At 57.8% G+C, this 12,894-nt stretch carries 8 protein-coding genes; 4 read left to right on the top strand and 4 right to left on the bottom strand.

What is annotated here, in order from left to right; genetic code table 11:
- Positions 1 to 868 precede the first annotated feature (868 nt).
- From NKJ17_RS18710 to NKJ17_RS18695, 4 genes are read left to right on the top strand one after another with little or no spacing between them, the layout of a single operon-like run.
- On the top strand, positions 869 to 2,089 hold the full coding sequence (locus NKJ17_RS18710; RefSeq protein ID WP_352507247.1) for a glycosyltransferase family 4 protein: 1,221 nt from the start codon (positions 869 to 871) through the stop codon (positions 2,087 to 2,089).
- Positions 2,090 to 2,133: 44 nt separating this feature from the next.
- A complete protein-coding gene (locus NKJ17_RS18705) occupies positions 2,134 to 3,342 on the top strand; it encodes an O-antigen ligase family protein (RefSeq protein WP_352507245.1) in 1,209 nt (402 codons plus the stop codon).
- 4 nt (positions 3,343 to 3,346) lie between these two features.
- A complete protein-coding gene (asnB, locus tag NKJ17_RS18700) occupies positions 3,347 to 5,341 on the top strand; it encodes an asparagine synthase (glutamine-hydrolyzing) (RefSeq protein WP_352507243.1) in 1,995 nt (664 codons plus the stop codon).
- A 1-nt stretch (position 5,342) separates the two neighbouring features.
- On the top strand, positions 5,343 to 7,559 hold the full coding sequence (locus NKJ17_RS18695) for a GumC family protein (RefSeq protein WP_352689628.1): 2,217 nt from the start codon (positions 5,343 to 5,345) through the stop codon (positions 7,557 to 7,559).
- Between the two features lie 315 nt (positions 7,560 to 7,874).
- Here NKJ17_RS18695 and NKJ17_RS18690 read toward each other — a convergent pair whose 3' ends face one another.
- The 4 genes from NKJ17_RS18690 to NKJ17_RS18675 form a co-directional block, all read right to left on the bottom strand.
- Positions 7,875 to 8,921: a class I SAM-dependent methyltransferase gene (locus NKJ17_RS18690; RefSeq protein WP_352507241.1), complete on the bottom strand. Its 1,047-nt coding sequence runs from the start codon at positions 8,919 to 8,921 to the stop codon at positions 7,875 to 7,877.
- A gap of 95 nt (positions 8,922 to 9,016) precedes the next feature.
- A complete protein-coding gene (locus NKJ17_RS18685) occupies positions 9,017 to 10,060 on the bottom strand; it encodes a glycosyltransferase family 2 protein (protein WP_352507240.1) in 1,044 nt (347 codons plus the stop codon).
- A complete protein-coding gene (locus NKJ17_RS18680) occupies positions 10,057 to 11,307 on the bottom strand; it encodes a lipopolysaccharide biosynthesis protein (protein WP_352507239.1) in 1,251 nt (416 codons plus the stop codon). The genes NKJ17_RS18685 and NKJ17_RS18680 overlap by 4 nt, the downstream gene beginning before the upstream one ends.
- A gap of 447 nt (positions 11,308 to 11,754) precedes the next feature.
- Positions 11,755 to 12,837, bottom strand: a complete 1,083-nt coding sequence (locus NKJ17_RS18675) for an NAD-dependent epimerase/dehydratase family protein (protein ID WP_352689632.1) — start codon at positions 12,835 to 12,837, stop codon at positions 11,755 to 11,757.
- Between the last annotated feature and the right edge of the window lie 57 nt (positions 12,838 to 12,894).

Here is a 12,894-nt window from a genome sequence, read left to right as displayed (position 1 = left end):
TCGATAGCGCCCGGGGATTGCCTACTAGAGGGTGTATATTAGCGCCAAATCACATACCTGCAGCCTCTGATAGAATGGTTGATCGCCAGTAGGAATGCTGCACAGAGGGAGAAATCCCAATAGATGTATTAAATAAATATCAAGTATACAATCAAGTTAAGCTCGCATAGCTATGCAGATCAATCCAATTTAATTGAAAATCGATAGATTAATTGTCTAAAAAATTTAGCCTGCATGTTGCGGTATTGAGTTGTTAATTTAGCTGTTAACCTGCAAATTTACAGATCAGAAGAACATTTAGTCTAAGGGACAAGGCCCTTCGTAGTCTCATTGCCGCAACCAATTAGTTGTGGACAATTCGTAAGCGTCTGCCCGCTCGTCGCGGGATATCGGTCGGCAGATCAGGTTTTCGACATCGGAGGGGTCGAATCGGCTTGCCCGCTGGTCGCAAGGAGGCAAGCCGCGTCAGGGATTGTGGGTGAGAGGGCTGATCATCATGCCTGGTAACACGCGGACCGGACAGGGAGCTTAGGAATCCCAGCGTAGAGCAGCCGTACAGCGCACGACTGTCGGAAGGGCTTTCTTCGGTTGGCTTATCAGTGACGAGTCCGGCTTGGCAGAACTCGCCAGAGTTCGAGGCACAATTCATCGGCGTATCCACAAGATGCCGTCGAGGTGCTTCGCGCTATGCGTAAGGCCGTGATCCCAATGCGGTTTACCTCATTCAAACAGACGAGGACAGTAGGCAAGCCTCCTCCTACCGTACCCTTTCACGCGCACAGAAGTAACGAAGCAGAACCATGAAAGCAGATGCGAAAGGTAGTTACTTCATGCGACCGAAACACGGCGCACGGACGGGAGCTTCGGGATGAATCCGCATCTCGTTTGTGTGGGAGGCGAAGATCACGCCCTGAGAATTCCGTTCCTAATGTCGCTGCGCGAAAGCGGCTTCCGGGTCACAGCGGTTTCGACCGGCGATGAGGCTGCGTTTTTGCGGCATGGCATTCCGCATCGCGGCTACGGTTTCGACCGATTTGCCAGCGGCGGTGGCGAGTGGACCGCCGTAAGAGCGATTCGGAAACTGGTTGCGGAACTCCGGCCTGACATTGTCCAAAGTTTCGACACCAAGCCTAACCTGCTGGCACCCCTTTCGCTGCGCGGAACAGTTCCGGTCGTACGCACGATCAACGGCCTCGGCTGGACATTCTCCTCGCTGGAACCGCGGGCTCTGGCCTTGCGTCCAATCTTTTGCGGACTGCAGTGGCTTGCTTCCTTCTGGACGGCAGCGACGGTGTTTCAGAACCGGGACGATGAGGCCTTCTTCAAGCGCTTTCGATTAATTGAACCCGGCAGCGGAAGAGTGATCCGCAGTTCTGGCATCGACGTCGATGCGTTCGCCATGGCGAGGCATCTTGCTCCGCCGGCAACGAAAATGCGCAAGGAATTAGGGCTCCAGTCAGCGGAGATCGTGATTTTTGTGGGCCGGCTGACCCGCCAGAAGGGCATCCCGATACTGCTTCAAGCAGTGCCCCGCGTCCTTTCCAAAAGACCTAACGCTCGTTTCGTGCTTGTCGGCCCTTGGGAGTCCGAAGGTCCATTTGCAGTCGACAAGTCGGAAATCGATCGACACGCTCCTCATGTTATCGCGCTTGGCCCACGACGCGATGTTTCAGCCCTTCTTGGCATGGCCGACGTGTTCGCCTTCCCCACACAATATCGGGAAGGAATCCCGCGCGTCCTGCTCGAGGCAGGGCTGGCGGGTTTGCCCATCGTTGCCTCGAACATGCCCGGCTGCAATGAAGTGGTCGAGGATGGATGGAACGGCTATCTTGTCCAACCGCACGACGCCGATGGTCTTGCATCTCGAATAGTTGACATCCTTTCCGACCGCAGTCGCGGAAAGGTCATGGGCGGTCGTTCCGTCGAACTTGTCCGGGAGCAGTTCGCGCTGCCGCGGGTGGTGGCCCAATATTGCGATCTGTACAAAAATATCCTTGGCGCCAAACCCTACAGCGATCTCGCCCGACCGGCGTCTCCGATCTTGTTTGGAGAGGGTGCTGCGAGAAGCAGATTGGACTGGCGCCGATGATCCGGGACGCGATCCTGGCCTGCGGCCTCGCAACGACCTATGCGGTGCAACTCGACATTCCAGGGTCGCCCTTAGGGGTTGGCGAACTGTTCATCGTACTTTGGATCATGCTGTCGATTGGGCGCGTACTCGCCGGGGGCCACCTGGAGACAAGGCCGGCGCTGACACGCCTTGTGAGCTTCTGGACGATCATGGCGCTTGCTCTCGGGATCGGCACCGTCGTCGGCTATCTGACCACAATTCTATATCTGACGGGCCTGATGCACGATACGATGGCCTACCTGCTGTTGGTCAGCATCACCTGCCTTGCCGCTGCAGAACCCGACGCTGATCGCCGGCTGCGTCGTACTGGCTGGTGGGTTGTGGGCATCGCGAATATCGCGCTTGCCGTTCAGCTGGGACAGGGCTGGGGCTGGATCCCCCAAGCAGGCGTCGATCCCTGGTACTGGGACCGCTTCCGTGGCTGGTCGCATAATCCAAACCAGCTCGCGCTTTACTGCGCAATCTTTGGCCCGCTAGCCTTGCATCTTGCGACCACCACCAGCAATCGATGGGGCAGGTTTCTTGGGATCGCCAGCTTGTTCCTGACCTTCTATGTCGGGAGGCTGACAAAGAGCGATACCTATCTGTACACCAGCATCCTGACCTGCCTGACGTTCCTCGGGCTGCGGATCAGGACATGGCTCAAGACCGGTGGCAACAGAGTCAGCTTTTCACGGCAAGCCGTCCTCCTGTTGCTTGTCGGTATCCTTCCGTTGGCGATCGCGATAACCCCTTACGCCGTAACTGAGGCGAGCGTCTTCGAAAATTTCGCCAAGGGCCTGACCAAGGACAAAGGCGGCGAGGCCACTGCCGAAACCGCCGCACTCCGCGTGCATCTCTGGAACGAAGCGCTGGAGAAGGGCGCCGAATCCGGGTCGCTGGGCCTTGGTCCAGGTCCGCATCTCGAGCGCCCATCAGTGTTCGACTCGCAATTTCTGGAACGGCCCTTCGAGGCTCACAACACGATCCTCGACCTGTACACTCAAGGTGGTCTCATTGCGGTTCTGGCGCTGGTCTGGATAGTCGGCGCCGCCATCATATCGGTGTGGCGTGCGAAGCTCGACGCGCTGTTAGCGCTCGTGGTGTCAATCATCATCTTCGGGATGCCGCATCTGATCATCCGCCACCCGATCGTATGGTTTGCGCTAACCATCTGCCTTGTCGCCGGTACGCCGAAAGCAGTTTCTGCAATCTCCAACAATCCGGGGTAATGGTATGTGTGGTATTGCCGGAATTCTTCTTGCCTCCGATTCAGCCGACACGAGGCCGCTCAGGGCAATAGAGCAGATGACGGCCGCACTTCGTCACCGCGGGCCGGATGGCGAGGCATTCTGGGTAAACTGTGAATCGGGGGTGGCCTTCGGCCACAGGCGGCTGGCCATAGTTGACCTGTCAGAGGCTGGCCGTCAGCCGATGCATTCTGAAAGCGGCCGATATGTCATTACATTCAACGGCGAAATATACAATTTCCGTGATTTGCGCCGTGAGCTGGAGAGTACAGGCCATCATTTTCGGAGCGCCAGCGATACCGAAGTCATGCTCGCCGCAATTGAGAGTTGGGGCCTCGAAAAAGCACTCACCCGTTTCGCCGGCATGTTCGCTTTAGGATTGTGGGACCTTAGGACAAGGACGCTCCATCTCGCCCGCGACCGAATGGGTAAAAAGCCGCTTTATATCGCCTCAACACGCGATGCACTTGTTTTTGCTTCCGAGTTGAAGGCGATCAACCGTTTTCCAGGGTTTTGCCAGGAGCTCGATATCGATGCGGCCGCGGCAATGCTTTCGAAGGGATGGGTACCGGATGACAGCTGCATTTGGCGAGGCGTGTTCAAGCTGCCGCCGGGTTCGGTCCTGTCGGTAACGGCCGCTGAGTTCTCCGGGGAACGCAGTGTCGCCTCTCTGTCGCATCGCATTCGACACTGGTGGTCGCTGGCCGAAGCCGCCACGAAAGGGCGGGCGGAACAGGTCGCCGGCAGCGACGAGGAACTCACCAATGAACTGGACGGCCTGCTTCGACTTGCCGTTCGGGAGCGCATGATCGCTGACGTCCCGCTCGGGGCCTTCCTGTCGGGCGGAATAGATAGCTCGACGGTTGTGGCCCTTATGCAGGCTCAATCGGAAAAGCCCGTGCGCACGTTCACGATCGCTTTCGGAGAGGGCGGGTTCGATGAGGCTCCCCACGCTGCGGAAGTCGCGCGCCATCTGGGGACCGACCATACCGAACTCCACCTTTCGGCTGCCGTAGCGCGCGACGTCATTCCAGAACTGCCGCAGATCTGGGACGAGCCATTCGCTGACGAATCGCAGATACCAACTCTGCTGGTGGCGCGGCTCGCCCGGCGGCACGTTACGGTGGCTCTGTCGGGCGACGGTGGCGATGAATGCTTCGCCGGCTACGCCCGCCACTTCATGGCGGCCCGCCTGCGACGACAGCATATTCTGCCGTCAGCACTGCGTCGGGCGCTCGCGGCAGGCACTGGGTTATTGGCCCGTGCAGCCCGCCACGATCTCGTCGGCAAGCTGCCGCTTTCGGAGGGTGCACGGCATGCGCTTCGGGGGGATCGGCTGAATCGCCTAGCTCAGCTGCTTGCTGCAGCCAACGAGGACGAGTTGTATCGGCGACTTACGGGATCATCGAACGAGAACCTGAGCCTCCACCAGCCACCCTCATCAATTCACGTCGATCACCGGCTTGATGGGCTGCTGTCCCGTCTTTTGTATGACGATATGGCTGGATACCTCCCCGGGGACATATTGGTGAAGCTGGACCGCGCCAGCATGGCCAACAGCCTCGAGGGGCGATGCCCGCTGCTCGATCATCGGGTTGTCGAATTTGCCTGGCGCCTGCCGACGAATACGAAAGTTCGTAATGGCAAAGGCAAGTGGATTCTTCGTCAGTTGTTGCGCCGGTACGTTCCGCAGCGGCTGATCGAGCGGCCGAAGCAAGGTTTTGATGTTCCTATAGCAGTCTGGCTGAGAGGCCCGCTGCTGAGTTGGGCAAACGACCTTGTCGCCGATATGCGTTTGTCCGGAGACGGGATTTTCGACCTTGCAGAGGTGGATGCGTGCTGGCGCGATCACGTTGACGGCAGGCACGACCATTCTCGTGAATTGTGGCCCGCTTTGATGTTCCAGGCCTGGCACAACGAGGCAAGGCGGCCATCGCCCACAGCAACGGGTTCTCGCGTGCCCGAACTTACAGGAGATTAAGATGGAAGGGTCCATAGTTAGCCGCATCCACCTTCCGCACGTTAACGAAATGCACGTGCCTGCGCGCGAAATCGCTCCGCGCATGAAACGGCCTTTACGCGAACAGATGGACACGCAAACCCCATTCCATCAGCTCCTCATTACCCTCTCAAGAAAAAAATGGTTCCTGCTGGCCATGGTCATCACTGGCGGTGTATTAGCCGCGCTTGCGGGTCTTGCACGGCCTGCCCTGTATGAAGCCACCGCACAGGTAATCGTCGACGCACCTAGTAGAGCAGCCCCTGCCGGCGGCTCGGTCTCTACTCAAGATGTGCTGGATTCCAGCATTGACGACCACATCACCATGCTCTCGTCGCAAGGCCATCTGCGAAGCGTGGTGGCAGCGCTGCGCAAAACGGACGCTCTCAACAATACTAGAAAGGTTGATGCTGTTACCGAAAATTCTGCTGCTGACCCTGCGGGCGTCGAGCCGCCGAAGTTGCGCTCGGGTACAGCCGATCTGCTGGCCAAAATTTGGCCGCGAAGCACTCCGGCGGAGCCAGATGCGGCTGAACTCAAGATACTCCGTAAGGGTATAAGGATCGGCCAGGAGCTGCGATCGAGGGTCATCAGTGTCGGCTTCACCGATCACGATCCGGCGCGAGCTGCTTTGATCGCCAATACCTTTGTCCAAGTGTATATTGGCGATCTGGCAAGGAAAAGCCAAGCATCGGACAGACTGGAACTTGAATCGATAGTTGCCGGACTTCCAGCTACACAGAACAGTCTCGCAGAAGCGACCGATCGTCTTGAGAGGTATCGGCTGAGCCATGGCGCGATCGACCAAGGTGCAGCGGATAATGCCGCCAAGGAGATAGTCGAACTCACCCAGCAAATCTCCTTGTCGAAAGCCGATCTCTCCGCATCGGAATCTCGACTTCAACACATTCAGGACTTGCGAAAGGGGGGCGCGTCGGTTGCCGCGGTAGCCGAAACCATCGGATCACCCGTGCTGGCCGATCTCTTGGCACGCCAGGCCAACGGCACAACAGATGAGGATGTCACAAATGCGATCGATCGTGAGATCGAACAAGAAATCGCCCGCGTCGCTGCCGAGACGAACATCTATCGCTCCCAAATAGCGGTGCTGCAAAAGCGTAAGGACGTCCTGGATGCGGTTGTGGCCGATACAGCCGGCCGGCTTTCCGGATTGCGCGCTCTCGAGCCCCAGGTCGGCATCCTGACGCAGCGCTACAACGACCTTTTGACCCGGCAACAAGACTTGATGCGGCGTATCGCAAGTCCATCCCCCGGAGTCAGGCTTCTCTCAGCGGCGTGGCCTCCTAGCAATCCAACGACTCTGTCGCCAATATTTCTTATTCCGCCCGGCATGGTTGTGTTTGGCCTGATTGGGGGGATCTTCATACTTGTCCGCCAACGCTTCGATAGCACCTTGCACGGAGAGGCCGAAGCTGAAGCCGCGCTCAAAGTTCCGTGCCTCGGGCTGATACCCCAGGCTGCCACAACGCACGCGAGGCGACTGCAGCAGCTGGTTTCAGGTCAGCAGGAGTCAAGATACAGCCGCGCCGTGACGGCCCTGCTTGTCGCTGCAGCGCCCCAGCGGGCGAGGGATTGCTCGAACATAATCTTGATAACATCCTGCAGTGAGGATGATGGCAAGACCGAGCTCGCATGGAGCATGGCCTTGGCGGCCACAAGACTTGGAGGGCGAGTACTCTTTATTGATCTGGACCGCACGGACCGCCGCCTTACAGGCGAGTTTGTGAAGGAATTCAGCGCACGTAAGCCGCACAATTTTTTTGGAGACTATATCAATGACCGTTGTGCGCTGCGTGATGCGATAGCTGGAATGTCGGCAATCGGAATCGATTTCATGGCGCTCGCACCGTCGGAGGATCTGCTGCCCTTACTGTCCAGTGTCGATGGCTCCCCTTTCAAAGATGAACTGCACTCGGTCTATCGGGTGGTCATCATAAATGGGCCGCTGGGGCTTGAGGGACCAGAGGCCAGACTCCTGACAGGCTGGGGTGACGTGGTTCTTTTCGCCATTCGCTGGGCGAAAACGCGACGCAGCATCGCGCGAGGCGTCCTAGACTTGCTTGCGGGCGATACGCCAGCTTCGGTTCCCGTCGCAAGCGTTCTCACGAAGGTTAATCTCAGGAAGCACGCGGGTTACCGGTTTGGGGACAGCGCTGATCTCTTGCTGGAGGGAGCATGACGAGCTCGGCTTTTACTGTTGCCTACTTCCCACCACCGCCCGTTGAAAATCCCCGTTTTAGGCGCCGCGCCGATCGGCTGCCGGCGCGGGCCATTCGCCCGTAGCCGGGGTTGCCGCGGAGAGATCCGTCCGGAGCGTGGGGCCGAGGTGTCACAACGGAACCTACTGGCCAGGAGCCGCCGGACGGGCATTCATGAATTTCGGGAGCAACGCCTGAGGCGACGCCCCTGATGCCATCCTTCGTCTGCTTGGCAGGTCCAGCAGCCTGGTGGTGTCAAAATCACCTTCCCGCTGCAAGCGGCGTGGCACCGCTCATTACTGCTTGGCTTGGCGATGAATCCGTGGCGCAGGTGACGAGACTTTGTCGATTTTCGCCCAGAGTGCGCTCCCGCCCATCGTAGATGCGTTCCTGATGGCGTATGCCCATGCCGGCAAGCGTGACGGTGAAATCGCAAGGGCGGTCAAACCTTGCGCCATTCGTTGCGCTTTGCTTCGCGGCAGGGCCCGAACGAACTCACTCAGACTACCTGGTTTTTGGCCCTTTCGCAAAAAGCTGTGGACGATGTCTTGCTTCAGGAATTTGGCGAGATTGAACGGCTCGCGCTCGCATTTGCTCAATTGCAAGCCGTGCCGCCGACATATGGCATCGAAGGCTCCTTTCGTCCATCGGCCAATGTGGTTTGGTGGCATGTCTACGAGCGAACCGTGAGACTCCATATAGTACGTTCTGTTTTCATTTGGCACGGCAATGAAAACAGATCCTTCCGCCTTCAGAAGATATTTTAAGCGAGCAAAGACCTCATCCACTTGGTCCATATGCTCGAAGACCTGAAACATGAAAATAAAATCGAACGCCTCTTTCATGGGATTGAAGCTGCCATCTCGAAAGTCATTTGCAAATGTCTTGAAGCCTTTTGACGCCAGTACTGATCGCGCCGTTTCGTTGTAGTCGACGGCAGAAATATCCGAAGTATGGAAGAATTTATTCTTGATGCGGTCGAGAAAATACCCAAACCCCGATCCCACTTCGAGAGCAGTCTTTCCGCCAGTATTCAGGCCCGCGAGCTCTTCGATTGTTCTTGCATATTCCCATTTCATAGTTGGATAAGAAGGGTACGCCCAGGCTAAGTTATAAAACTCAAAGCCGCCGGCGACGAACGGATCTGCGAAACCGAATCCACAATCTGCGCATTTGCGAATGTCGCAAGTGTTACGGCCCCAGAGATCCGACAGGTGGCTTGTTAACTTTCGGGAGCGATCGGGGTCCTGACGCGGATTGATGAAATGTCGAGAGGCCTCGTCTGCTGTCACTTCGAACAATTTTGCGGTTGATACACTGCCACACGCCGGACAAATGGTCATCTCGCTATCCCCGAAGCCTGGACGAAGGAAAGCCGCCTTCGACGGTGTAGAATGCGTGCCAGCCGGCCAACGCAGGCCTCAATGATGCCGCCACGCTAAATTCGCCTCTGGCTACGCAACCGGCCCAGTCTCGGGCGGATGGCGAACACGTAAGTAAGAATGTGCTGGCTCGCAATTTTCATAACTGATGGGCGAAGAATTTGCATGGCATCTTGGATCGTCGCTCGCCATGACTGCTGGTGGAATCTGCTGGGAATACGAGCAACCCGCAGCGCCCGTAACAAAGTCTCGGGGCGAGGGAGGTGTTTACGATCCTGAATTAGATTCCAGTTAAGCTCTTTGACGGCAAGAGTTACTTGATCAACTTCATCAAAATTCTTAGTTGTAGTGATGCTCGGGTGATTGGTCGCGTCGTAGAAGATCAAGCCGTCATTTATCGCGACCATGTCTCCGTGGCATGCCAGGTCAACAAAGAACAGCTGGTCGACTCCGGCCGGGATAGAATTGTGCGCGCGCATCAGGCAACCCGCGTGAATGACGTCGCGGTTGATCAACAGCGTCGACGGGATGATCCCGAGGCTCCGCGTCGTACGGACCAGATAGAGGTCCGTTAGGCATTGCTGGCTCGAGTAGACGGAGATCCGTTGTCGCCCTTGCGGTGGCAATCGGAATTTCATCCGATCGTCTTCAATTATATTCGCGGCACAGGTCATAAATGCAGCCGAGGGATGCTTGGTGGAAACCTCGGCAAAGGTCTTGAGTGCGCCTGGGGCGAGCCAGTCATCGTCATGGAGCAGCTTGATCCATTTTCCGACGCAAGCGAGCATGGCGTTGTTGGTATTCTCGACCTGACCCCGGCCCCGACCGTTCTCGACAATTCGGATGCGAGGCTCGGTCCGTGCATACTCGGTGACGATTGCCCAGGTCGCTCCCTCTCGGCCCTCGTCGTCGCTGACGACCAGCTCCCAACTGGCGAAATCTTGACTCAGAATGCTATCCATCGCCCGGCGGATCGTGTCCGGTCGGCGAAAGGTCGGGATGGCAACTGAAATGAAAGGGCGCAGTCGCGAAGCATCAGCGCGATGATGTTGGTCAACCACATCGGTCGTTAGAAGCTGATCAAGCTGCGAGTGCTTCATGGTGTTTTTCCCTCGAGATGATGACTCTGCTTTGGTATGGCGGCTCCCGATGGTTCGACGTAGTGGCGGAGAAGATACAGAGAGGCCGCCGTTTTCAGTGCAAACCCGACGGCGCCGCCGGCCGCCATCAGATAAATGACTTTGAGTGGTTCCCAACCTGCCTCAGCACCGGCGAGTAGCGGGCCAAATACAAGCGCCGTCCGCGCGCCGTCGACGAGAAGTCGTACCTCTTGCCGTCGCAGAAGAGCCGGGACATCTTGAAGCGGTGTCGACAACGCCTGCGTGGCACCCATGAACGCCAGCGCAGTCATAATGTCTGCGGCGGGAACCCAGGGCGCGCCCAAGAGGGGAACGACGATATATGGCGCGGCCAGGCCAAGCGCTAATATTGGCAATGCGGTGAGGCCGGCTGAAAGCATCAAGAGGCCGTGCGCGGTGCCGAGCAAATGGGCGCGACTGCTGGTTTTGTTCGCCTCAGATACAAAAACATTGCTAAGCGGGTTGGCGATCAGCGTGACGGGTGCAGTCACCAGCCGTGACGCAACTCCCAGGTAGCCGGCAAAAGCGGCGCCAAACAGCGAACCAACGAGTATTGCGGGAAGATTGATGATGGCAAAACTCGCTAGGGCCGACGGAATGTCAAACAATGGAAACTTGTATTCTCGCCTGGCGACTGCAAAGACGGTCCGCCACGGCGCTCGGGCGATGCCGCCTATGTCCTTCCTGCTCAGAATCCGAGAGCCGAGGATTCCGATGAAGATGAATTGGCTCAGGATATGAGCATGCACCATCGCGTCGCCTCCGAAATGGGCGAGCCCAAAAGTTAGTTGCAGCAGGGCCATGGTCACCGGCAAAATCAGGCGGCCGAGGGCGAAGTCGCGTAGCAGGCCTACGCGCAGACTCCAGCAGTTCATTGCTTCGACGAGGCCGGCACCCCCCATCCCAAGTGGAATGAGCCAGGCGAGGTGGCCAACTCGCGCTGGAGCGATGCTCGCCCACAGCAGTCCTGCCCCAAAGGCCAGGACACTCGTCACCAAGACAGCCAGGAGAATGAGCTTAACGGTCACGTACGCCTGCGCACTGTCCTTGACCCCATAAAGCGAGGCCTCGAAACGCAATGCTGCGATCGCACCGAGGATGTTTACGATCGACAGGTAAATCGTGAAGATCCCGAAATCTGCCGGGGAATAGAGCCGGGCCAAAACGGGAATGGCGGCGACCAGGGTCAGCTGGCCGGCAATCGCCATGGCCGAAACGCCTCCTGCCGCGCGAAGAATACCGCCGATCGGGCTTGGAGGAACACGGGTGATTATTTTCTCGACCGTAGCAACCGTCCTGGATCTCAGAAAGTAGCTTTGGGACATGAGCTCGCGATTCCGAGGAGGCAAAATGCGGTCGAATAGAGCTTACGATGGAGCCCGAACGTCACCATCATCCATCTGAATGACATTGTTCGGCAGAGCGCGGATGCGGCGAATTCTTTGTGCTCCGTGCCAAGTGCAACTTCAGTCTCCGAATCGAGATCGCTCATTGGAACTGCCCGCGATAAGCTGATTTGCGCGAGGATCGCGCGGGGCATCGATGACCGGAAAATGTCGTCGTGACGCTGTGCGGCATCAGCTGATCTTTTGACCAGACCAGCAGCCCCGACAGGATAACAGACGCGTGGATCCGTCGCTCCGACAAGGCGCGGATCACACGGTGGCCTCTACATGCACCAACGTTTGTTGCCGTATGCTGGTCGCGGCATCCCTTCCATGAAAGTCCCGGTACCATTCGACAAAGCGTTGCACTCCGTCCTCAAGCCGCGTCGTCGGGGCGAAGCCGACGGCCTTGCGAAGGTCGCTGACGTCGGCGCGTGTCTCTAAAACGTCGCCAGGCGGCAACGGCACATCCACGCGAAGCGCCCGGCAGCCAAGGGCGGTCTCGATGATCGAAATGAGCCGGTTGATCTCCTCGGGCCAGTCGTTGCCGATGTTGTAGACGCGATGCGGCGCGGAACTTGTAGCAGGATCGGCGGTGAAGGGGTCCCAATGCGGATCGGGCCGCGGCGGTGCAGCAAGTGCTCGAACCACGCCCTCAGCGATATCGTCGATATAGGTGAAGTCTCGCCACACGCGGCCGGCATTGGCTACTTCGATTGGATTCCCCTCGATAATCGCACGCGTGAACATATAGACCGCCATATCGGGCCTGCCCCAGGGGCCATAAACGGTGAAGAAGCGCAGTCCAGTCATAGGTAAGCCGAACAAGTGACTGTATGAGTGCGCCATGAATTCGTTTGAACGCTTGGTTGCGGCGTACAGACTGACAGGATGATCGGCGCCGTGATGCTCGGAAAACGGTATGGTTCGATTTGAGCCGTAGACGGAGCTCGAAGAGGCATAGACGAGGTGACTAACGCCGAAGTGCCGACAGCCCTCAAGAACGTTGAGAAAGGCTATTATGTTCGATTGCAGATAGGCATGCGGGTCAACTAGTGAATGTCGCACGCCGGCCTGAGCCGCGAGATGCACAACGTTTGAAGGTCGAACTTCTGAAAACAGCAACTGGACACGCGCCGCATCCGCCAGATCAATTCGCATCGGAGTGAAGCCCGACTCGGTACAGAGGCGCGCAAATCGCGCTTCCTTGAGTCGTGGATCGTAGTAGGGGGAGAAATTGTCGACGCCGATGACTTCGACACCCAGACGCAAAAGCCGCAAAGCGACGTGAAAACCAATGAAGCCTGCCGCGCCGGTGACGACGATCGGTCCGGTCCGTGCCAGTCTCTTCACCGCGCGGTCCGAACGCGATCGAGCGATTTCCACCTTCTCCGCTGCGGCAAGAACAGA

The organism is Mesorhizobium sp. M0208 (assembly GCF_040322015.1).
In the GTDB taxonomy this organism is placed as follows: Bacteria; Pseudomonadota; Alphaproteobacteria; order Rhizobiales; family Rhizobiaceae; genus Mesorhizobium.
Note: the sequence above shows the minus strand (reverse complement) of the source record. Positions and strands in the feature narration are given on the sequence as shown.